General features: G+C 70.4%; 21 protein-coding genes. 13 read left to right on the top strand and 8 right to left on the bottom strand.

Going from position 1 to position 21,725, the window contains the following annotated elements; translation table 11 throughout:
• The first annotated feature begins 27 nt into the window (after positions 1 to 27).
• The 4 genes from K7G61_RS01855 to K7G61_RS01840 all read left to right on the top strand — a co-directional run bounded on the left by K7G61_RS01855 (position 28) and on the right by K7G61_RS01840 (position 4,072).
• Entirely contained in the window at positions 28 to 1,476 is a 1,449-nt protein-coding gene (locus K7G61_RS01855; protein ID WP_225844690.1) for an AAA family ATPase, read from the top strand.
• Positions 1,473 to 2,099, top strand: coding sequence for a DUF4276 family protein (locus K7G61_RS01850; RefSeq protein WP_225844689.1), 627 nt, complete (start codon positions 1,473 to 1,475; stop codon positions 2,097 to 2,099). The genes K7G61_RS01855 and K7G61_RS01850 overlap by 4 nt, the downstream gene beginning before the upstream one ends.
• 69 nt (positions 2,100 to 2,168) lie before the next feature.
• Complete coding sequence (locus tag K7G61_RS01845) at positions 2,169 to 3,404, top strand: AAA family ATPase (RefSeq protein ID WP_225844688.1); 1,236 nt, start codon at positions 2,169 to 2,171, stop codon at positions 3,402 to 3,404.
• On the top strand, positions 3,401 to 4,072 hold the full coding sequence (locus K7G61_RS01840; RefSeq protein ID WP_225844687.1) for a hypothetical protein: 672 nt from the start codon (positions 3,401 to 3,403) through the stop codon (positions 4,070 to 4,072). The genes K7G61_RS01845 and K7G61_RS01840 overlap by 4 nt, the downstream gene beginning before the upstream one ends.
• Positions 4,073 to 4,316: 244 nt before the next feature.
• Here the strand turns inward: K7G61_RS01840 and K7G61_RS01835 are convergent, their stop codons facing one another.
• On the bottom strand, positions 4,317 to 5,162 hold the full coding sequence (locus K7G61_RS01835) for a hypothetical protein (RefSeq protein ID WP_225844686.1): 846 nt from the start codon (positions 5,160 to 5,162) through the stop codon (positions 4,317 to 4,319).
• A gap of 576 nt (positions 5,163 to 5,738) precedes the next feature.
• On the opposite strand from K7G61_RS01835, the gene K7G61_RS01830 reads away from it, so the two are divergent.
• The 5 genes from K7G61_RS01830 (at position 5,739) to K7G61_RS01810 (ending at position 10,293) form a co-directional block, all read left to right on the top strand.
• Entirely contained in the window at positions 5,739 to 6,605 is an 867-nt protein-coding gene (locus K7G61_RS01830; RefSeq protein WP_225844685.1) for a helix-turn-helix transcriptional regulator, read from the top strand.
• The gene (locus K7G61_RS01825) at positions 6,602 to 6,811 is read left to right on the top strand and encodes a DUF397 domain-containing protein (protein WP_225844684.1); all 210 of its coding nucleotides are present in this window, start codon (positions 6,602 to 6,604) and stop codon (positions 6,809 to 6,811) included. Before K7G61_RS01830 ends, K7G61_RS01825 begins: the two co-directional genes overlap by 4 nt.
• A 177-nt stretch (positions 6,812 to 6,988) precedes the next feature.
• Positions 6,989 to 7,258: a hypothetical protein gene (locus tag K7G61_RS01820; protein WP_225844683.1), complete on the top strand. Its 270-nt coding sequence runs from the start codon at positions 6,989 to 6,991 to the stop codon at positions 7,256 to 7,258.
• The gene (locus K7G61_RS01815) at positions 7,251 to 7,874 is read left to right on the top strand and encodes a DUF6879 family protein (RefSeq protein WP_225844682.1); all 624 of its coding nucleotides are present in this window, start codon (positions 7,251 to 7,253) and stop codon (positions 7,872 to 7,874) included. The genes K7G61_RS01820 and K7G61_RS01815 overlap by 8 nt, the downstream gene beginning before the upstream one ends.
• An 85-nt stretch (positions 7,875 to 7,959) precedes the next feature.
• Entirely contained in the window at positions 7,960 to 10,293 is a 2,334-nt protein-coding gene (locus K7G61_RS01810) for a tetratricopeptide repeat protein (RefSeq protein ID WP_225844681.1), read from the top strand.
• Between the two features lie 29 nt (positions 10,294 to 10,322).
• Here the strand turns inward: K7G61_RS01810 and K7G61_RS01805 are convergent, their stop codons facing one another.
• The 4 genes from K7G61_RS01805 to K7G61_RS01790 all read right to left on the bottom strand — a co-directional run bounded on the left by K7G61_RS01805 (position 10,323) and on the right by K7G61_RS01790 (position 15,840).
• Positions 10,323 to 10,892 (bottom strand): GNAT family N-acetyltransferase, encoded by a 570-nt coding sequence (locus K7G61_RS01805; RefSeq protein WP_225844680.1) that lies wholly within the window; start codon positions 10,890 to 10,892, stop codon positions 10,323 to 10,325.
• Positions 10,893 to 11,077: 185 nt separating this feature from the next.
• Positions 11,078 to 11,692 carry a hypothetical protein gene (locus tag K7G61_RS01800; RefSeq protein ID WP_225844679.1) on the bottom strand — a complete coding sequence of 205 codons (615 nt, stop codon included), beginning with the start codon at positions 11,690 to 11,692 and terminating at the stop codon, positions 11,078 to 11,080.
• 302 nt (positions 11,693 to 11,994) lie between these two features.
• Positions 11,995 to 12,696, bottom strand: a complete 702-nt coding sequence (locus K7G61_RS01795) for a GNAT family N-acetyltransferase (protein ID WP_225844678.1) — start codon at positions 12,694 to 12,696, stop codon at positions 11,995 to 11,997.
• A gap of 177 nt (positions 12,697 to 12,873) precedes the next feature.
• Positions 12,874 to 15,840, bottom strand: a complete 2,967-nt coding sequence (locus tag K7G61_RS01790) for a hypothetical protein (protein WP_225844677.1) — start codon at positions 15,838 to 15,840, stop codon at positions 12,874 to 12,876.
• A gap of 242 nt (positions 15,841 to 16,082) precedes the next feature.
• Between K7G61_RS01790 and K7G61_RS01785 the strand changes: the two genes are divergently transcribed.
• On the top strand, positions 16,083 to 16,880 hold the full coding sequence (locus tag K7G61_RS01785) for a nucleotidyltransferase domain-containing protein (RefSeq protein WP_225844676.1): 798 nt from the start codon (positions 16,083 to 16,085) through the stop codon (positions 16,878 to 16,880).
• A 288-nt stretch (positions 16,881 to 17,168) separates the two neighbouring features.
• Here K7G61_RS01785 and era read toward each other — a convergent pair whose 3' ends face one another.
• Complete coding sequence (gene era / locus K7G61_RS01775; RefSeq protein ID WP_225844675.1) at positions 17,169 to 18,131, bottom strand: GTPase Era; 963 nt, start codon at positions 18,129 to 18,131, stop codon at positions 17,169 to 17,171.
• Positions 18,132 to 18,420: 289 nt separating this feature from the next.
• Between era and K7G61_RS01770 the strand changes: the two genes are divergently transcribed.
• Both K7G61_RS01770 and K7G61_RS01765 read left to right on the top strand, forming a co-directional pair.
• Positions 18,421 to 19,776 carry an ammonium transporter gene (locus tag K7G61_RS01770; RefSeq protein WP_225844674.1) on the top strand — a complete coding sequence of 452 codons (1,356 nt, stop codon included), beginning with the start codon at positions 18,421 to 18,423 and terminating at the stop codon, positions 19,774 to 19,776.
• Positions 19,773 to 20,111, top strand: coding sequence for a P-II family nitrogen regulator (locus K7G61_RS01765; protein WP_225844673.1), 339 nt, complete (start codon positions 19,773 to 19,775; stop codon positions 20,109 to 20,111). Before K7G61_RS01770 ends, K7G61_RS01765 begins: the two co-directional genes overlap by 4 nt.
• Before the next feature lie 39 nt (positions 20,112 to 20,150).
• Here K7G61_RS01765 and K7G61_RS01760 read toward each other — a convergent pair whose 3' ends face one another.
• Positions 20,151 to 20,528: a cytidine deaminase gene (locus K7G61_RS01760; protein ID WP_225844672.1), complete on the bottom strand. Its 378-nt coding sequence runs from the start codon at positions 20,526 to 20,528 to the stop codon at positions 20,151 to 20,153.
• A 166-nt stretch (positions 20,529 to 20,694) separates the two neighbouring features.
• On the opposite strand from K7G61_RS01760, the gene K7G61_RS01755 reads away from it, so the two are divergent.
• Positions 20,695 to 20,889, top strand: coding sequence for a hypothetical protein (locus K7G61_RS01755; RefSeq protein ID WP_225844671.1), 195 nt, complete (start codon positions 20,695 to 20,697; stop codon positions 20,887 to 20,889).
• A 131-nt stretch (positions 20,890 to 21,020) separates the two neighbouring features.
• Here K7G61_RS01755 and K7G61_RS01750 read toward each other — a convergent pair whose 3' ends face one another.
• Positions 21,021 to 21,575, bottom strand: coding sequence for a hypothetical protein (locus K7G61_RS01750; RefSeq protein WP_225844670.1), 555 nt, complete (start codon positions 21,573 to 21,575; stop codon positions 21,021 to 21,023).
• Positions 21,576 to 21,725: the final 150 nt, after the last annotated feature.

Raw genomic sequence — 21,725 nt, 5'->3', positions numbered from 1 at the left:
CCACGCATGGAAGGTGACCATCCATCCGTGGAAGCCGAACAAGACGGAGGGGCGATGCTGACCCGGTTGGAGGTCCACGGGTTCAAGAACCTGCTGGACCTGTCCATCGACTTCGGGCCGTTCACCTGTATCGCGGGAGAAAACGGTACCGGCAAGTCGAACGTGTTCGACGCGATCCAGTTCTTGTCCCTCCTTGCCGACCGTTCCATGATGGAGGCCGCGCAAGAGGTCCGCGGGGTTCACGGCGATCGCCACGGCGATCCGAGGGATCTTTTCTGGAAGGGCTACGGGGCGGGACAGCACCGCATGCGCTTCGCTGCCGAAATGATCGTCCCTCCGGTGATCGAAGACGACTTCGGACGGGTCGCCAAACCTACGACCACCTTCCTGCGCTACGAGCTGGAGATCGGCTATCAGGAACCCTCGGGTCTGGACCGGTTCGGACGGTTGACACTACTCCGTGAGAACCTGCAGCACGTCACCAAAGGCGCCGCCAAGAGCCACATGCGTTTCCCCCACAGTGCCGGCCGTTTCCGCAACGAGGTCATCATCGGACACCGCAGCGGCGCGCCCTACATCTCGACCGACGCGGACGCGTCGTCCGGCGAGCCCATCGTCAAGATCCACCAAGACGGCGGCAGCCGCGGCCAGCCCAAGCCGGCCGCGGCCTCACGTGCCCCGGCCACGGTCGTCTCGACCATCACATCGAGCGACGACCCGACGATCCTCGCCGCCCGGCGAGAGATGGAGTCGTGGCGCCGACTCGCCCTCGAACCCTCCGCTCTGCGCAGCGCGGACCGTTACATGGATCCACAGAGCATGGATGTCGACGGCTCGCACCTACCCGCAGCCCTCTACCGGGTCGCGCACACCCTGCCCGGGACAGATCCCGACCAGGTGTACGCGCGTGTGGCCGGTCGGCTGTCGGATCTGACGGGGGTACAGGTCCGCGAACTCGGGGTGGACCAGGACGAGGTGCGGCAGTTGCTGACGGTCCAGGTCCGGGAGTCGGACGGAATGCTCCTGCCGGCACGCAGTCTGTCCGAGGGCACGCTTCGCTTCCTCGCGCTGTGCGTGCTGCTCGAGGATCCCACCGTGCGCGGCATGATCTGCATGGAGGAGCCGGAGAACGGCATCCATCCGGCAAACCTCAACCCCATGGTGGAACTCGTCCAGGAACTCGCGGTGGACCCCACCGAGGAGCCCGGACCGGACAATCCCTTCCGGCAGGTTCTCATCAACACGCACTCGCCTGGCGTCGTACAGCTCGTCTCCCCCGAAGATCTGCTCTTCGCGGACGCGACCATGCAGCGGACGGAGGACGGCACACTGACCCACGGCCTCCGGCTGCGCCCGCTGGAAGGCACCTGGCGCGTCACGGACGGGAGGCGGGACTATGTCACCAAAGCAGACATTCTCCCGTACCTGACCACACCTCCCGGTGCTCAGATCACCCTCGATCTGGGGGCGGCGTGACCCTGCGCATCCTCTTCACCGGCGAGGGAACGAGCGACAATGGGCTGGTGCCCCATATCGAGGCGGTGGCAGCTGAAGGCGGCACACAAGCCGTGGTGACCGCACCGGAGTTCGGCCGCCTCGGGTTCACCGAATGCCATGCCGTGGCGGACAAACTCCGTGCCGCACGGAATCTCGGAGATGCATATGACCTGGTGATCGTGCACCGGGACGCAGATGGTGTGACTCCGGAGAAGCGGCACCAGGAGGTGGCCGCGGCCGTCACATCGGAGTGGCCTGGTCGCCCCTGCATAGCTGTTGTACCGGTGCGAGCCCTGGAAGCCTGGATACTCCTCGACGAAGCGGCCATCCGCCGAGTCGCGGAAAATCCCCGTGGGCGGATGAAGCTCGATCTGCCCAAGGGCAGTGCCGTCGAACGGATCAGCGATCCGAAGAAGCTTTTACAGGAGACGCTGGCAACGGCGAGTGGTGTCTCCGGACGCCGTCTGGCCACGTTCCGCAGCCGCTTCCCGCGGCACCGGCACAAACTCCTGGAAGCGCTCGACCCCCACGGGCCGGTGTCCCAGTTGCCTTCCTGGCAGGCGTTCATGGCAGATCTCAGAGCAGCACTGGACCGTGCATGACAGCTCACGCAGCGCCGCCACCGTGCCACAGCAGGTATGCCGTCCCCACATCCAGCCGATAGGTTTCCCATGCCTGGCCGCCTCCTGGAACTCCACGTCGAGAACTTCCGCAGCCTGCGCGACGTGACGGTGCCGCTCGGTCCCCTCACCGTGCTGGTGGGACCGAACGGCGCGGGCAAGTCGAACGTGCTGAAGGTGTTCGACCTTCTCGCCGACATCATCCGGACCGACCTCCAGCCGGCGCTCGACGCGCGCGGCGGGTTCGACGAGGTGGCCTTCTGGGGCGGGAGCCGGCCGCCGACCTCGATGCGCATCCAGTTGAAGGCGACCTGGACCAGTAACGCGTCGCGCAACGCACCCGACGAGTACAACCTCGTCATCCGTCGCCGCTCCCAGCCGTCGAACCGGGACGGCCGAGGCACGCGGTACACCCTGTCGCGTGAGGAGAGCTTCGCGTTCAAGCGCAAGCAGGGACGCGGCCGACGCATCACCATCGCCGGCGAGGAAGCTCGCGTCGTCGATGAACGGGCAGGACAGACGAAGGACAGCGGCAGCTTCGGTATCCGCAGGCTCAGCAGCGGTCTGTCCACGCTGCCCCGGCTCGGGCCCGCCGACGGCGGCGACGAGGTAACGCGTGTAGCCGACCGACTGTCGTCGTTCCGGGTCTTCGACGTCGACGTGGCGGCCGCCCGACAGCCGACCCGCCTGCGCGGCGCGGACTTCGCCACGCTCTCGCCGCACGCCGAGAACCTGGCCGGATTCCTGATTCACCTCAGCGGCCGCGAGGAGATCTGGGACGATTTAGTGGCCGACGCCCGGACCGTCCTGCCGCAACTGGAGAACATCGAGTTCGAGGAGGTCGGCGGTTCCACGGACCAGTTGACCGTCGTCCTGCGCGAACACGGCCTGCGCCGGCTGACGCCGCTCGCCGACGCGTCGTACGGCACGGTCCGTCTGCTGGGACTGCTCGCCCTGCTCTACGACCCGAACCCACCGGCGTTCACCTGTATCGAGGAGATCGACCACGGGCTGCACCCGCAAGCCCTGGAACTCGTCGTGCAGCGGCTGCGCGAAGCCGCCGAGCGGACGCAGTTCATCGTGGCCACCCACTCCCCCGCGCTGGTCAACCGGCTGCGGCCGGAGGAGTTCGTGGTGTGCGACCGCGATGACGACGGCGCTTCGATCATTCCCGCGCTGACCGTGGAGGAGGTGAAGACCATCGTCGAGGAGTCCGGCGAACAGCCCCTCGGAGAGCTGTGGTTCTCAGGTGTCCTCGGCGGCGACCTCACCGGAGGTGAGCTGTGACCCCGGGCGGGCGACAGGCCGGCGGGCGGACGTCCAAGGGTCAGACGCGGGGCGTCATCGTGCTCGCCGGTGAGGACCAGAACGACTGCCAGATCCTCGCCGAGCTGATACGGGCGCACCGGCCTGATCTGAGCGAGACCGCCAAACTGGTCCGCATCAACGACCCGGTGCGGCTGCGTGGGAAGTCCGGCGCGGAACTGGCCGCCGCCGTGAAGACCTTGGCCGGGAAGGCCCGTGCAAAGGCCCTCCGAGAGCGCGCCGACCTGCTCGGCTTCGTCGTCCACGAGGATCTGGACGGGTACGCGGATAGCGGCTACGACCGGATCCGCAAGGCGCTCACCGACGAACTGGCCCGCCAGTGTCCGCAGTTCCGCACGGCTCTCGCGCTCGCCGCCTGGGAAAGCGAGAGCTGGTTGTTGCTGTTCCCGGACGCCTTCCGGCACGTGCGTCCGCGGTGGAAGGTGCCTTCGAAGCTCCTGGACAAGGACACCGGGCGTATCAGGGACGCCAAGGAGGAACTCAGGCGCGGGCTCGGCCTGCCGGTGTTCCGGGAGAGCGACGGCCCGGCGGTGGCCCGCGAGGCGCTCACCCGTCGGCTGATCCCCTCCCCACGCGGCAGCAACCGCTCGTACGACGACTTCGTGGGCGACCTCACAGGCTGGATCTGACCAACATTTCGGTCGCATAGAGCATGCGCGCGGCGGGCGACCGCGACCGGATGACGCCGAGACGGCTCCCATTGCGTGCGTGGTGGTGGCGGAGGCCGGCGCCGCCGCGGAATTCCCCGGCCGTGGCTTCGCGACCCGACTGAAGGACCTGTCATGAACGGCGATGCGCCGCCCGGGTCGGGCCCGGGCGGCGCATCACGTTATCTCCGTGCGGGGAATGCCGAGGTATTCGGCGACTCAGGTGTCAGTCGATGTCCCAGGTGTCCTTGACGGTGCCGTTGCCGCGGCCGTACTGGTGGATCCAGGGGAAGAACTGGACCTGGCCGACGGGTACGCGGATCGGGGAGTAGTTGAACTGCCCCTCGCGCCAGGTCTTGACGCCGCCGTGCGATTTCCCGAGTGTCTTGTAGTATTCCGGGCCCTTGCTTCCGGAAAGATCCTGGCCGCCCCAGCTCCAGCCGGCCAACGCGGCCCACTTGTACACGTGGTGGTGTATTGTGGGGGCCGAGTCGAAGCTGGTCACGATCTGCTGGAACGCTTCCCGGCAGTAGCCCTCGTGCAGGGAATAGCGGTAGATCTTGCGCTTCGCGACATTCATCGCGTAGATCGTGTATGTCGGGTTGGTGGCACCGGTGCAGATGTAGCCGCTGCCGTCCGGCGCCGCGTCCTCCACCGCCGTGCCGTCCGAGCTCGACGCCGTGTCGAAGGCTCCGCTGACCTGCGGCGTCATGGTCACGACCGACTGCACGCCGCTGATCGCGGAGGTCGCGTCGTCGTCATCGTCACTGACCCCGTCGTCGACGGAAACAGTGGCGTAGACCGGGTAGCTCACCCACGAGCCGCTTTCCAGCATCTGCTGCCGGTCCGCGGCGGACATACCGGAGCCCGCCGCTACGGAGTCGAATTTCTGCGCCTCCGGAGTGCTCGCCGAGTCCAGCGGTATCGGATCACCGCTGGCGAGCAAATCGGAATACGTCGCCGACGCACCCGAGGTATCCGAAGAACCCGTGCCCTCGGCCTGAGCCGACACCGGCTGAAGCATTGCGGCCGCCGCCGCGAGAGTGCCCGCCGCGAGCAGCAGGCCACTCATTCTGTATTTCCCCCTGGTCAAGGGAGGTCTCCTGTCTCTCGCACAATGGCGAGACCCCGAAACTCCGTTCTCGGAGTTGTCATGGCCTGAACCTACGGAGGCGGAACCCGCACGGTCAAGCAATCCGACCGAACTTGAGGTAGTCCAGAGGTTGGGGAATTACGCGGACGCGCGACGCGGTTCAACGCAATGCTTTTGACGCGGAGTTCCGGCAAAGTCACCCGATGTCCGGTTCGCGGTACGGCGGCCGGAGAAGTGCGGGTCGCCCCGGACCGGATTTGTCTCCCGCCGGCACCTGGGCCCGGACCGTCTTGCCGACGCCCCTCGGGGCCACGCCCCAGGTCGGCGGACGGCGTTCCGCGCGGGCGTCGCTGCCGCGCCTGGTTGCCGACAGCCGCGATGAAAAATTCTCTTTAGTCGGGGGAGATCTCATCGTTCACGTGACAGAGCGTGGCGGACCGTAACTAGGCTGAAAAGTAGCGGTGCCGGTACGGAGCGTTACGCGTACGGCTGCCGCACCGCCGTGTCCGGCCCGCCAGGCGCACGGCCAGGCAAGCGAACGATGAGGTGGGGTCAATGACGACCGGAACGACGACCGGAACAGGGCGGACGGGCGGCGGCGCGGAAGAACGCGACTGGGAGGAGGGCAGCGACGACATCCTCAAAACGGTCGGCCGGCACGTCAAGTACTGGCGTGAGCGCACCGGGCTGAAACAGGCCGAACTCGGCCGGCGCATCGGCTACAGCGAGGAACAGGTGTCATCGGTCGAATGCGGACGCCGCGCGGCCAAGCCGGAGTTCCTCGACGCTGCGGACGAGGTGCTGAGCGCGGGAGGCGCGCTCTCCCTCTTCAAGCGGGACGTGGAGCAGGCCCGACTCCCGAAGGGCGTACGGGACCTGGCGAGGCTGGAGGCGGAGTCGGTCGCCGTCTACGCCTACAGCAACCACAACATCCAGGGGCTGCTGCAGACCAAGGACTACACCGAGGCCTTGTACGGGATGCGCCGCCCGTCCCTCAGTGAAGAAACCATCGAGCGCTACGTCGCCGCGCGCATGGCCCGGCAGGACATCTTCAAACGTCAGCCGGCGCCCGTCCTCAGCTTCGTACAGGAGGAGGTGACGCTCCGACGTCCGTTGGGTGGCAAAGCTGTGCTGCGTGGCCAACTCGAACGGCTACTGGAGCTGGGCCAGTTGCGCAACGTGGAGATCCAGGTGATGCCGACGGATCGCGAGGACCACGCGGGAATGGGCGGCGAGCTGCGCTTGCTGGAACCGAGGAACGGCCCCACAGTTGGTCACATCTCAGTACAGAGCTTCGATCGCTTGATCACTGATCGGGCCGAGCTCAGGGCATTGGAAGCCCGGTATGGGATCATCCGGGCGCAGGCTCTCACGCCACGAGAGTCGCTGGCATTCATCGAGAAGGTCCTGGGAGAGACATGACGACCAAGCCCTCCGCCGACAGCGCCGGCGACCTGCGCTGGTTCAAGAGCAGCTACAGCAGTAACGAAAGCGCCGACTGCATCGAGGTCGCGGCCACCCCCGCCACCGTCCACGTACGCGACTCGAAAAGCCCCGAGGGCCCGCGCCTCGACTTCGCCCCCGAGGCGTGGACCGCCTTCCTCTCGTACGCGGTCGAGCGCGCCTGACGGGAAGGCTGCCGGCCCAGAGGCAACGGCGGCCCCAAATCGGGCGCGGGGCCGCCGACGGTCACCGGCAACCGGCATCCAGCGCAGTAATGGCCGGTTCCGGGCGCGCGCGAACCATCACCCGGAGTAACATGATTGCGTACTTTCCGTGACAGCAGGGGATGTCGGGAGGCAGTCGTGGGCAACTCGTGGGAGGCCGATCCGTCGGCGTTATTCGTCAAGCGACTCGGCAAGTCGGCGGCCGAGCTGGGCAATTCCGACGGGCGGGACGAATGCCCGGACATCTGGCAGTTGAGCAACGGCGACATCGCCGTCATCGGCCGCGACCTGACCGCGGAGTACGCTCCGCGCCTGCCGGAAGGTGTGGCGCTGCGAGGCGGCGAGAGGCTGGTCGTCATCCCCGGGAACATGCTCACTGCCGCGAAGGCGGACATTCCCGATGCTTGATCTCCGCGTCCCGCCCCTTCCCCTGGGCCGCGGTGAGCTCGTCGGCCAGGCCGCGTACAAGCGGGAGTTCGCGATTCGTGACTCCGCGATCCGCGGCGGCAGTTCGTGGAAGCTGGAGCGGCGACAGCATTTCGAGGAGGCCGGCAACCCGAGCCGGGAGGCGCTGCGCCGCGGTGAGTGGGACGAGGCGCTGCGCCTGATCGAGGCGCGCCGGGACAAACTGCGCGGGATCGCGGCGGACGAAACCGCCCGTGGAGCCGTGTTCCACCGGGTACGGGTGGTCGAGGAGCCACTGACTCCCTATGTGCAGTGGGAGTTGCACTCGCTCCGCCTCAGCGCCGAGTACGGGGAACGTGTGCGTATTCTTCCCGCGAAGGCGGTTGCCGCCGCCGAATCGGACAGCCCTCTTCCCGAACTGGTCGTTCAGGACGACGTCGTCCTCTACCGCGTCCTCTACACCGATGCCGGGGCAGCCGACGGAGCGGTGCGCTTCACCGATCCGGAGATCGTCGACCCCTGGGTGGCGTATCTGAGGGACGCCTACGCGACAGCGGAGGACATCTTTTCCTATTTCGACCGTGTCGTCGCTCACCTCCCGCCACCCGCGGCCGTCTGAACGGAGCACTCGCATCAGCACGTCCGAAGAAAACAGCAGCAGGCCCCCGGAGTCACGCAACGACCTGTCCGGGACGTCGGGGCATGTGGTGCAGGCGGGGAGCGTCACCGGGGACATCCACTTCCACCACTCCCCCGGCGCCGACCGCGGTGGCCCCGTGCCCCGGCAGCTCCCCGCCGATGTGCCCACGTTCGTCAACAGGACCGAGGAACTTCGCCGGCTCGACGCGGTCGTGACGGGCCCGGACGGCGCTTCGGTGGTGGTCTCGGTGCACGTCGTGGCGGGTACGGCGGGCGCGGGCAAGACCTCGCTGGTGCTGCACTGGGCACATCAGGTCAAGGACCGCTTCCCCGACGGGCAGCTCTTCGTCAATCTCCGCGGCTACGACCCCGGCGAGCCGGTCACCGCGCTGCAGGCCCTGCGCGGGTTCCTGCGGGCGCTCGGCGTACCCGCCTCGGAGGTGCCGCAGGAGCTCGACGACGCGGCGGCGCTGTACCGCACGCTGCTGGCCGACCGCCGGGTGCTGGTCTTCCTGGACAACGCGGCCACGTCCGGACAGGTCCGCCCCCTGCTGCCCGGCAGCGGAAACAGCCTGGTCGTCATCACGAGCCGGGACCGCCTGTCCGGCCTGGCCATAAGGGAAGGAGCCCGCCGGCTGACCCTGGGCACGCTGCCCGAGCCGGAGGCTGTCGCCTTACTGCGTGCGGTCACCAACGGCTACAGGGCCGAGGACGACCAGGACGAGCTCACCGAGCTCGCCCGTCTCTGTGCCCGGCTCCCCCTCGCACTCCGTATCGCTGCCGAACGCGCGGCCAGCCGCCCGTACATGCGTCTGGACGACCTCATCGCCGACCTCCGCGACGAGTCGGCGCTGTGGGACGCGCTGAGCACGGGTGCCGACGAGGAGGCCGAAGCGGTCCGCACGGTGTTCGCCTGGTCGTACCGTGCCCTGTCGCAACAGGCCGCCCGGCTGTTCCGGATTCTCGGCCTGCATCCGGGCGCGGAGTTCAGCCTGCACGCGGCGGCCGCCCTCGCCGGCATCACCGTCAGCCGTGCCCGGCAGCTCCTGGACGACCTGGTCGGCGCCCACTTGCTGGAGCAGACCGCACCGGACCGCTACGAGTTCCACGATCTGCTGCGAGCCTACGCCACCGAACAGGCGCAGACGGAAGAGTCCGATGAGCAGCGCCACGCCGCGCTTCAGCGCGTTCTGGACTGGTATCTGCACACGGCCGACGCGGCCCAGAGCTGGATCGGCCCGACCGAGGAACACCTGGCACTGCCGGAATCGTCCGCTGCCGTACCGCCCCTGGCATTCGCCGACTACAACGCCGCCGCCGACTGGGTGGAACGCGAGTTCACCATCTTTCCCGGGCTTGTCCGAGCTGCTGCCGCGTCGGGACTCGACCGGCTCACCTGGCAACTCGCGGCGGTGCTCTGGCGGGCGCTGCCGCCCTCGGCCGCGGAGCGGGACTGGATCGATTCGGGACGCGCGGGGCTGGAGGCGGCGGTCCGGCTGGGGGACGAAGGCGCCCAGCTTCTCCTTCTCCTCGACCTCGGCCAGGCGCAAAGGGCGACCAATCATTTCGACGAGGGTCTGGACAGTCTCGGCCGGGCGCTCGTCCTCGCCCGTGGTTCCGGCAGGCGGCTGGAGGAGGCCGACGCGCTCAATCTCCTCGGACTGATTCACTTACGCCTGCGCCGGCTCGACCTCGCCGCCGAACACTTCGAGCAGGCGGTGACCCTCTTTCGCGCCGAGAACCAGCAGCGTTTGGCCGCCACCGCCCTGTCCAACGTCGCGAGCACGCACCTCAGCGCGGGACGTCTGGCGCAGGCCGCCACAACGGCCGAGGAGGCCTTGTCCGCCCACCGTTCCCTGGACAACCGGCGCGGTGAGGGGAACATCCGGCGCGTCATGGCCGCCCTCCACCTCGAAGGAGGACGGACGGAAGAGGCCCTGCGATGCGCCGACGCGGCGATGGCCGTCGCGCTGGACTTCCGTGACCACACGCTGGAGGGCTTCTGGCTGCTCACCCTCGGCGACGTCCAGCGGGCCATGGGGCGGTACGGCGACGCTCTGGCCTCGTACCAGCGCTCCGCCACGCTGAACCGCCGGCTCGGTGACCGCAGCCGCGAGGCCCTGGCCTGGCGCGGCACGGGGCTGACGTACGCGGCCCTCGACCGGCCCCAAGAGGCCATCGCCTTCCACCGCCGCGCGGCCGCGGTGCACGAGGGCCTGGGCGACTCGTGGCAGCACGCGCTCGAACTGGACCACCTCGCCGGCGCGCTTCACCCCGGCAGCCCCGAAGCCGCTCGCGGCCGATGGGAGGCGGCGCTCGCCCTGCTGGACCCGTACACGGATCCGCGGGCCCTGGATGTCCGTGCGCGCATCGAGCGGAGTCTGGGGCGCCGGGGGTGATCGGCGTCGCGGGCGGTGTCGGGGGCCGGTCAGGAGACCGTCGGCCGGGTGAGCAGGGTGGCGTCCGCCCAGGCGAAGCGGAGCTTGGTGGGGTTGCCGTTCAGCCGTTCGGGGACGCCGCCGGGGGGTGAGACGGGGACGCGTTCGACGCAGACTCCGCCGAAGGCGCGGTAGAAGGCCTGGGCCTGGGTGTTCTGCTCCAGCACCCACAGGTGGACCGCGTCGCCGTCCGCCTCGTCCGTGACGGCCCGGGCGGCGCGCGTGATCAGGGCGGTGCCGATGCCGTCGCGCCGCCGGGCGTGCCTCACGTGCAGGTTGTCGATGAGGCTGCCCCACTTGTCGTCGGCGTCGAACGCGACGTGGACGAAGCCCACCAGGTCCCCGCCCTCCCCGCCGTCCTCGGCCACCACGGTGGCCGAGCGCGCCTCCCGGTCGGCGAGCCGCCGCGACCACACGGCCCGGCGGTCGGCGGCGACATCGCCGTCGAGGAAGGCGTCGGCGTACGCCCCCCGGTAGTGCCGCCGCCAACTGTCGGCGTGCAGCAGGGCGATGCCCTCGGAGTCGTCCGGTCCGGCGGTGCGCAGCCGCAAGCGTGTCATGCGCGTCCCCTCACTGGTCACTGGCTCGGTGATCCGAAGGGGACGCTAGGACGCGGCGGCGACCGCCGTCCACGCCGTTCCGGACGGTGGACGGTGGGGGGCACGGCGGGGGCGGCGGGAGGACGGCGGGAGGAACGGCGGTGGGGCGGCCCCGGGCCGGGGCCGCCCCACCGCGGGCCGGGCGATCAGCCGCCGATGCGCGGGAGGTTGGCGACCGGGCCGGGCAGCGCCGTGCCCGTCTGCTGCGCCCGCACCAGCGCCGTGAGCGTGCCCACGGCGGACAGCACCAGGCTGAACCAGAAGCTGAACGCGTGGCCGCCGGCCGGACCGAAATCCGAGTGGGCGAAGATGGCGATGAGGTAGAGCACGAAACTCACGGCAAAGGCGTCGAACGTCAGAACGCGGCCCGGCTTGGGCAGGTTCACGGTCGGAACGAAGAGTTCGACGGCGAGGATCACGGCCGCGACGACGGAGAACACCATCGCGAACCAGGCGATGAACAGCCCGTGGGAGAAATGCCAGGCACTCCAGCTCACGCTTCCGACGTTGATGCCGAGTACCTTGCCGAAGTCCCACGAGTAGTAGTCGAAGAAGGAGAAGACGAACACCAGCAGTCCGATGGCGAGGATCGCCCAGTCCAGGCGGTTCACCGAACTCGGGTCGAACGGGGCCCGGGCGGCGGGGGCGCCGGCGGGCTGCTGCGGCTGCCCGTACGCGGCCTGCCCGTAGGGGTTCGCGTACGGCTGCTCGCCGGGGGGCTGGTTCGGCGGCTGGTGCGGGGGCGGTACGTCGTTGCTCATGGCGTCTGTGCTCCGTCTCTCGGCGTCGTGACGCGAACGTCGGACGCCGAGAGTAGCGGCAATCGCGGGTTGTTCGTACCGCCCGGGAAAAGACCGGGCAGAAGATACGTAACAACTATCACCGTTCCGTAGCGCCGCGCGTGAAACTCGTGGTGCCAGTGGTGAAAACTTCACCGTGAGCGCTCCAGGGGATTCATGACGGTGCATCTGTTGCGCAATGCCGACGTCAATTCGTTACCTTGCGCGTGGCGTTCCGTGACGTTGTATCAGTTTCGCAGCGGCCGCCGGAACCGTTACGGGGGTCACACGAGCGAGGTGCAGGGCAGCGCCGCGGGGTCGTCGACGGGCAGCAGCCGGATACCGCCGGGGGGCATCGCGGCGAACATGGCGGCGGTCGCGGGATCCTCGGGCACGCCGCCCTCGGTCTGCTCGAAGTACTCGGTCATGAAGTCCCGCACGGGCTCGGCGGGCACCACCTGGGCGTCCGCCAGTTCCGGGGCGGTGGCGAGCACGGCCAGCACCATGCCCGGCACCCGGGCGGCGCCGGGCCGCAGGGCGGGCTGGAAGTAGGGAATGTCCAGGGCGCGGGCGCCGTGCCGGGCGTAGAAGCGCATCCGGGCGCTCGGATCACCGTGCTCGGGGTGCGGGGCGTGGGCGGCCGGGTGCTCGATCTCGGCGAGGGTGAGCAGCGGGCGGACCCGGTCCTGCCAGTCGCCGTGGATCCCGGCCATGAGGGCGCCGCCGATGCCCGAGGAGCGCGCCTGCGAGCGCACCGCCATGTAGGCCAGCAGCAGCACCCGGCTGTGCGGGGACCACTCGGCGACGGCGGCCCCCACCGGCCGGCCCTCCGTGACGGCGGCGGAGATCCACAGCAGCCCCGCCTCCAGCCCGGCACGAAGCTCGGCGGGGGTGACCATCTCCTCGGCCGGGAAATGGGGCACGAGCAGGTCCTCGTAGACCGTCTCCAGCAGAGGGCTGTCCAAGCCGATGTCGACGAGCCGCATGGGGGCCGCCCTTCTCGGCGCCGGGTCGACGACGCCGGTCGTGTGTGGTCCGTGCCGGTCACCGGGCCGGTCACCGTGCCGGTGTGCGTACCTGGTCGGCCACGGCCCGGGCGCTGCTGACCAGGGTGGCAGACCGGACCTTCCTGCGGGCGGGATTGCCCACCTCCGGCCGCGGGTTCAGGGCGCGGGCGGATCGGGTACCGGGTCCTCGACGGACCTCTCCAGCTCATCGGCCATGTGGCGCAGCATCCAGTCCGCCCGTTCGAAGAACGCCGTCAGACGGGTACCCAGGTCCGCTTCGGCCGGTGGGGACGGCTGACCGAAGGTGTCTCCCGGGTCCTGGCCGATGTGCCGCCAGTACGGGGCGAAGAAGGCCCGGCCCCTGGCCTTCGCGGCGGCGACCTCCTCGGGGAGACCGGCGTCGACGGTCGCCCGTGCCTGTCGTTCCAGAGCGGTCAGGACGCTTGTGTAGAGCGAGGCGGTGTACCGGTTGGGGTACTGCTCGTCGGTCTCCTGGCGGACGTGGTAGACGAAGGCGTGCAGCACGGCGCGCAGGTGGGCGTCGAAGGCCCGCCTCGGGTCGTTCTCGGCACAGGCGATGTCGGCGAAGGTCCCGGCGAGCCACACCGGCAGCTCGTAGTCCTCCTCCTCGACGACGATCTCTTCGAGGCCGTCGAGGAGGGCACGGGCGCGGGCCGGATCGGTGGTGGCCCACAGGTCGCCCACCTGCCAGGCCGCCCAGTTGCCGATCCACCGTTCCTCCTCCTCGGTGCACGCCTCGCCGCTCGCCCGGAACCAGGCGGCGGCGCGCTCCCGGTCCGCCTCGGTGCCGTCGCTGCCGAACCATGTGACGTCGCCGCGCAGTTGGCAGTGGATGATGTAGATGCGCCGCAGGTCGGGGTCGGCCGGTATGTGCCCGCGCCGCAGGCGCAGGTGCGTCCACAGGGCGTTGAGTGCCTCCCCGGCCTGCTCCCAGCGCTCCCGGTCCCGGCCCGGCACCTGGTTGGCGCGTCCGGAGACGTAGCCGGTTCGCAACTTGTCCAGCCACGGCACCCACCACAGGCCGCTCCCGCCGGGCAGTGCCCGGTAGGCGGCGATGAGCTGGTCGCAGTAGCTGGAGGGCACCTCGGTGTCCCACCAGTAGAACGCCTCCAGGAACAGCCGGATCATCGCCCGCTCACCGGCAGCGGCGTCCTCGCGGGGCAGTTGCCCCACGTGGTACAGCCATTCCTGGGAGTCGCGCTGCCAGTCCGGGCTCTCGTAGCGCGCCCCGGCCGCGTGGGCGGGCTGTTCCCCGAGCTCGGCCCGGTCCTCGTCGAAGTTCATCCGGGCCCGGTAGTGGCGCTCCACCGCGGCGTGCAGGCGGGCGTACTCGGTGGGGCGGTCGCCCCGGAAGCCGCGGTCGAGGTTCTCCCGCAGATAGTCGTGCAGCCGCCAGCCCTCGCTGACGTCGTCGTCGAAGGGCGTGACGAACGCGCAGCCGGACAGCCAGTCGTAGAGGCGGCACGCCTGCTCCTCGGTGACTCCCTCGCGCTCGCCGAGGACCGCCACGAGGATCTTGGCGGTGCAGCGGCGCAGGACCACGAGCAGGTCGAAGAGGGCGACCGGGCGGCCGACCATGACCGCCGCGGTGCTGTCGACGTAGGTGCGTACGGCTTCGAAGGCGTGGTCGTCCCAGTACTGGGCCCCGCCGAGCAGCATGGAGCGGACCTCCTCCGCGGGCGTGCCCGCCGGCAGCGAGTCGCAGACGATCCTCGCGCAGGTGGCCATTCCGATCGGGTGGCCCCGGGTGAGCGCGGCGATCTCGCCGGCCGCCTCAGTGGCCGCGGCCCGCGGCCAGCCGACTGCCGCGAGCCGGTCCCGTACGAATCCGATGGTCTCCTCGGCCGGCAGCAGGTCCAGCCTGATCCGCCGCACGCCCGGTGGGCGCGCGGCGGCGGACGCCGGCCGCCCGGCATGCACGACCATGGCGGCGGGCAGGTCCTGCAGCATGCCCGCCAGCCAGGTCCCCGCCGCCGTTCCGGCCACGGCGTGCGTGTCGTCCACGAGCAGGGCCGTCGGGCGGGTCCTGGAGACACGGTCGAGGGCGCCTGTCACCCGGCGCAGCATCTCAAGGAGCCAGGAGGGAGCCATGGTTCCGTGGATGCCGATGTGCACGTGGCGGGAGTGCTCGACCCCGAGGTGGAGGTTGAACTCCGGTCGTGTGTCACGCGCGTTCAAGAGCTCGGTCTCCAGGGCCAGGCCCGCGGTCGCGTCCAGCAGCGGCTCCTCGCCCGCTTCGGGGGCGTACGCCCGGTGCACGTCCGTGGCCAGCGCGTCGACGAGCCGGCGGCAGGCGGCATAGTCGGCCATCTCCCGCTCGGCCGCGCCCAGGGCCCCGTCCGTTCCGTACTGCGGGGCGGTGGCGGTGATGAACAGGACGAGCATGCCGTCCTGCTTCAGCGCGGAGGCCACCTCTTCGAGCAGCAGCGTCTTGCCGCAGCCGCTGTCGGCGACGACTTCCCACCGCACACCGCGTCCGCCGTTCCCGCCCCGCGCGGCCTCCAGCACGCGGTCCCTGGCACGCGCCAGTGACGGGGTGTACGGCGCGCGGGAGGCGGGTGGGCGCGGGTCGCTCACGGACGGCGGCCGTTGCGATCCCACCGGTGCCGCGGGTGCGTCCGCTGATGCCGCGGGCGTCCGCACAAGTGCCGCGGGTGTGTCCACCGGCGCCGCGGGCGTGGGGGGAACGCGGTAGTCGATGATCTTGACGTCCCAGGAGAACCTGAGCACCGCCTTGATGCGGCCCCCCATGTTTGCGATCAGCGCCCGGACGACCCCTAATGCCTTGACGTCGATCGAGGGAGGGTCCGCCGGATCGGCCGGGTCCGCCGCGCCGGAGCGCCGCAGGAGCAGATAGGTGACGAGCGAGACGGTGTAGCCGCCGAGGATCAGTGACGCGACGAGTAGGAACGTCCCGCCGAGTGCCACGCCCGCCACCTCGACGAGGAGCATCGCCCCGAATCCGGCCAGCAGGACCGGTTCGCCGGCCAGGCCCTCGGCCACCCGGGAGAGCGCGTCGGCCACCGATGACGCGGCGCCGTCCGCGGAGGCGGGGGAGTCGCTGCTCCCGCTCTCGGGCGGGGGCGGAGTGGGCCCGGACATACACCCTCCTGGCGGCCATTTCGTGCCGTTCGTCGCGTTCCACGATAGGTGGCCATGTCGGGAACGTCAGGGATATCACCCAAGAAAAAGGCGGGAGTTGGGGCGCGGGGCGCCGCGGGGACGCGGGCCGCTCCGCGCCCCGGACGGGCCGCCGGTCCCGCAGCCGGCGCGCCATGCCCGGCGACCGGTCCACCAAACAGTTTCGCGACCACCGTCCCTACCGTGTGATACAGACTGCCCATATGACAGATGAAGCCACCGGCCGGCTCCTCGACCACTTCGTCAGCGTCATCCGGCCAGTCCTGCCTCTGGTTTCGGTGTGGGCGCACGGGTCACTCGCCGGAGGCGACTACCAGCCGGGCCGCAGCGACCTCGACCTGATCGCCGTGCTCGACCGACCATGCACAGCACCGGAGGAACAACGGCTCGGGGAAGTACACGAGAGCCTGGGGAGTGCCATCCCCCTCGCGTCGAAGCTGCATTGCAGCTATCCCACAGTCACGGAGCTGGATGATCCAGCACGCTCGCACCTCACCTGGGCCCACGAGGAACTCATGCACCGGGCAGTCACACCGGTCACCAGGCGTGAACTGCACGACTTCGGGCTCGTCCTATACGGCGAACCGCCAGCAGCACTCCTGCCACCGGTAACCGACGCACAGGTCGCTGACTTCGTCATCAGCGACCTGGCAAGCTTCTGGCGACCGTCCCTCGACCACCCCGAGCGTTGGACCCGCGACATCTGGGTCGACCTCGGCATGCTGACTCTGGCCAGAGCAACGGTGACGTTGCGGGACGGCAAGCTGATCACCAAGGCCGAGGCTCTCGACGTCCTCACCGAAATGGGAGCTCCGCGGGAGGTCGTGGACGATATCAGGCAGCGCCGCTACGGGGACCGCAGTCGAGCCACGGAGCAATGGACCGCCCGCCGAGCCGAGCTCGCGCTCACCTTTCTCAAGCCCGCGATCGAGCAGATCTTGACACTCCCTTCCCCCGGAGACGGAAAGCATCGGCCGGCAAGCGACAACGGCACCCACTAGAGATCGCGCACTCTCGGACCGGACCGTGGCCCGGCGCCGCACGCGGCTGCGCACGTCGGGGACGGTCAGGGTGCTGGGGCCGCTCGACCCGCTGCGGGTCGGACTGACGGCATGGTTCGCGCGGAGGCCGGGGAAGCCGCGGAAGCCGGGGAGGCGGCCGCCGCGCGGTCCGGCGATCCGGTGGCGCCCGGGCCGGGCGACCGGCGGCTGCTGGAGGCGCTTTGGGCGGGACGGCCGCACCCCTGCCGCCGCGCCCGCTGACCCCCTCCGGCCCCTACGGCCGACCGCTCAGAACCCGAGCTTGCGAAGCTGCTTGGGGTCCCGCTGCCAGTCCTTCGCCACCTTCACGTGCAGGTCGAGGAACACCGGTGTGCCCAGCAGCGCCTCGATCTGGTGCCGGGACCTGGTTCCGACCTCCTTCAGCCGGGCGCCCTTGGGGCCGATCACGATGCCCTTCTGGCTGGGCCGCTCGATGTAGATGTTGGCGTGGACGTCGAGCAGCGGCCGGTCGGCGGGGCGCCCCTCGCGCGGGATCATCTCCTCGACGACCACCGCGATGGAGTGCGGCAGTTCGTCGCGTACGCCTTCCAGGGCGGCCTCGCGGATCAGTTCGGCGACCATGACCTGTTCGGGCTCGTCGGTGAGGTCGCCCTCGGCGTAGAGCTGCGGTCCCTCCGGCAGCAGGGGAACGAGCAGGTCGGCCAGCAGCGCGACCTGGTCCCCGCCGACCGCCGACACCGGCACGATCTCGGCCCACTCCATGTCCAGGTCCCGCCCGAGCCTGTCGACGGCCATGAGCTGCCGGGCGAGCTGCTGGGAGTCCACCAGGTCGGTCTTGGTGACGATCGCCACCTTCGGCGTCTTCTTGATCGCGGCGAGTTCGCGGGCGATGTACGTGTCGCCCGGGCCGAGCTTCTGGTCGGCGGGCAGGCAGAAGCCGATCACGTCGACCTCGGCCCAGGTGGTGCGGACCACGTCGTTGAGCCGCTCGCCCAGCAGGGTGCGCGGTTTGTGCAGGCCGGGGGTGTCGACGAGGACGAGCTGCGCGTCGGGGCGGTGGACGATGCCGCGCACGGTGTGCCGGGTCGTCTGCGGCCGGTTGGAGGTGATCGCCACCTTCTGCCCGACCAGAGCGTTCGTCAGGGTGGACTTGCCGGCGTTGGGCCGCCCGACGAAACAGGCGAAACCGGACCGGTGCGCGGTCCCGGCGGACGTGCCGGCGGAGGGGGTACGAGCGCTCATGGCGTTCATTCTCCCCGATGACGGGGGCGGACGAGCACGCCGGTACGACCGCCCGCCCCCGCCTGCCCCGCTCGACCCGGCCGCACGGAATGCCATGCGGAATGCCGTACGGACCGCCGCACGGGTTGCGGTACGGACCGCCGCACGGGCTGCCACCGGAGCACCGGGCGCGTGAACGCCGTGTGAGCCGCCGGAAACGCCCCCGCAACACGAAACACGCCGGAAACACGCCCGCCCACGTCCGGAAACGCGAGCCGGTGACCCTCGATGCTGGCCGCCGACCCGAAGGGAACCCCCAGTGCTGCTCTCATCCGCCGGCACCCCTGCCGCGAATCCGGCCGACACCGCCTGGCTGCTGGCCGCCACCGCGCTCGTCCTGCTGATGACGCCGGGCCTGGCCCTCTTCTACGGCGGCATGGTCCGCAGCAAGAGCGTGCTCAACATGCTCATGATGAGCTTCGTGTCGATCGCACTGGTCACGGTGGTGTGGCTGGTCGCCGGATACACGCTCGCGTTCGGCACGGACGCGGGCGGCATCGGCCTGATCGGCGACCTGAAGCACCTCGGGATGCACGGCGTCGGGCCCACATCGGTCACCGGGCACGTGCCCACGCTGCTGTTCGCCTCCTTCCAGCTCACCTTCGCGATCATCACGGCCGCGCTGATCAGCGGCGCGGTGGCCGACCGGGCGCGGTTCGGCGCGTGGGTGGTGTTCGTCCTCGTGTGGACGCTGGCCGTATACGCCCCGGTGGCGCACTGGGTGTTCGGCTCGGGCGGCTGGATCGTGGCCAAGCTGCACGCGCTGGACTTCGCGGGGGGCACGGTGGTCGAGGTGTGCTCGGGGGCGTCGGGGCTGGCGCTGGCGATGGTGCTCGGACCGCGGCTGGGCTTCGGCCGGGACGCGATGCGGCCGCACAACCTGCCCCTGGTGCTGCTGGGCGCCGGGCTGCTGTGGTTCGGCTGGTTCGGCTTCAACGCCGGGTCCGCGCTGGGCGCCAACGGACTGGCGGCGGCCGCCTTCCTCAACACCCAGGCCGCCGGCTGCGCGGGCCTGCTGGGCTGGCTGGCGGTGGAGAAGCGGCGGGACGGGCACGCCACCACGCTCGGCGCCGCCTCCGGTTCCGTGGCCGGCCTGGTGGCGATCACGCCGTCGTGCGGCAGCGTGGACCTGCTCGGCGCGGTGGTCGTGGGACTTGCCGCCGGTGTGCTGTGCTCGTACGCGGTGAGCTGGAAGTTCCGCTGGGGCGTGGACGACTCGCTGGACGTGGTGGGCGTGCACCTGATGGGCGGGATCGCCGGCACGCTGCTGATCGGGCTGCTGGCCACCGCGAGCATGACCGGCGGCCCGAAGGGACTGCTGTACGGGGGCGGGCTGGGTCAGCTGGGCAAGCAGGCGGTGGCGGTGGCCGCCGTCGGGGCGTACGCCTTCACCGTCACGTACGCGATCGGCAAGGGCATCGACCGGCTGATCGGCTTCCGGGCGAGCGAGGAGCAGGAACGCACCGGGCTGGACCTGACCGTGCACGCCGAGACCGCCTACGATCACGGCGTACTCACGCACGGCACTCCGTACGCCGGCGCGCACGCCGTGCGCCCGTCGGAGCCGCCCGTGCCGCCCGCCTCGCACGTGACCGACAGGAGCCCCCTGGGATGAAGCTGATCACCGCGGTCGTCAAGCCGTACAAGCTCGACGACGTGAAGACCGCGCTGCAGGAGCTGGGCGTGCAGGGGCTCACCGTGACCGAGGCCAGCGGTTACGGGCGGCAGCGCGGGCACACCGAGGTCTACCGGGGCGCCGAGTACCGGGTCGACCTGGTGCCGAAGGTGCGGATCGAGGTCCTGGTCGAGGACGCGGACGCCGACCCGGTGATCGACGCGCTGGTGGCCGCGGCCAGGACCGGCAAGATCGGCGACGGCAAGGTGTGGGCGGTCCCGGTGGACACGGCGGTACGGGTCAGGACGGGCGAGCGCGGGCCGGACGCCGTCTGAGCCCTTTCCGAGCCCCCTTCTGAGCCCCTTTGCAGCCGCTCAGCCCGCGGTGACCGTCGCCGTGACCTCGCCGTCCGGGCCGGCGAGTATGAGCGGGGTGTCCGGGCCGCCCAGGTCCCGGACGGCCGCGCGGTCCTCGTCGGCCGGCGCCGTCGCGGAGGTGACGACCACGGCCGCCTCCAGGGAGGCGGCCCCGCTGGCCACCGCCATGGCCACGGCGGTCTGCAGAGCGGTCAGCCGCAGGGACTCCAGGGTGACGCTGCCCGCGACATACGTACGGCCGGTCTCGTCGCGCACGGCGGCGCCCTCGGGCACGCCGTTGCGTGCGCGGGCCGACTTGGCCAGGGTGACGAGCTTGCGGTCCTCGGGGTCCAGTTCGGCCGCGGGCCGGGACGGTTGACTCATACCCGTGATCATAGGGCGTCGCCCGGCCGGTCACCGTGAGTTGTCCACAGGGCACCCGGCCCGTGCGGGGGCTTCTCAGCGCACCCGGCGTCGATCACCCTTCGTAGCACGACATGCGCACAGCGCTACCCTCGCCTAGCCTGTTCGAAGCAAACGTCCGCATCAGAGGTGGTTCGTCATGCTTCTCCACATACCCATCGTGTGCTTCCTCGCGCTTGTCGCGTTCTTCCTCTGCCGCAAGTGCGAGATGAAGTCGAGCCACGCGCTGGCCTGCGGCGCCTTCGGCTTCTACCTCGCCGATACCAGCTTCGCCGGCTCCATCCAGTCGGCGGGCGCCAACCTGGTCGGCATGATCGGCCACATCGGCTTCTAGCGGCGCGGTCCGGGCGCGGTCCGCCCCGGTCCGCCCCGATCCGGCCCACGGGAGACCGCCACGCCCGGGAGTTCCTCGCGGCCAAGGCGGCGAGGTGACGCCGGGCGCACCCTAGGCGGCGGACGGCCCGCTCAGCGGGTGACCTTGTCGCCGGCCGGGTTCAGCACCCACCACAAGGCGCCGAACTGGTTCACGCCCTGGCCATTGGTGTCACCGGGGTTGATGTCGCTGCTGAAGAGATACAGCGGGTGCTTGTTGTACGTGACCTGTGTGACGCCGCCCGACCGCTTGGTGGTGCCGAGAAGGCCCGCCTTGACGCCGCTGCCCGCCTTGGCGTTCCCGGCCGTGACCAGTGGCGGCCAGATGGCGGCGCAGGCTCCCGTACAGGTCGACGTGTCCGAGGTGTCGGCGGCGAACAGGTAGAGCGTCCGCCCCTTGCCGTCGGTCAGGATCGTGCCGAGCCTTCCCGCCGGGTGGGTCATGACGATCGCCTGGGTGGCGGCGACGGGCGTGCTCGACGCGGCGGGGGACGCGGAGTCGCCGGACGGCGAGGCTGGGCCCGGGCTCGGGCTCGGGCCCGATGTCGCGGCCGGGCCACCGGACGACGAGCCGCCGCCGCACCCGCTCACCACGGGGACCAGCAGGGCGGCCACCGCGCACACGGCCGCCGTGACAGTGCGGTTCATGAGGACTCCGGGAGGTGTCGAGGGGACCGGAACCGGACCACTGTCGCCGCGCGCCGCCGGTCACGGCCCGGCACACGCCCGCCGGCCGCCCGGCGTCAGCCGTACGGACCAGCCCCGGCCCGCCACCGTCGGTGCCCCGGCCCGGGCCGC

It is taken from the genome of Streptomyces sp. HPF1205 (genome assembly GCF_020400825.1).
In the GTDB taxonomy this organism is placed as follows: domain Bacteria; phylum Actinomycetota; class Actinomycetes; order Streptomycetales; family Streptomycetaceae; genus Actinacidiphila.
This window is presented reverse-complemented; position numbering and strand designations above follow the sequence as displayed.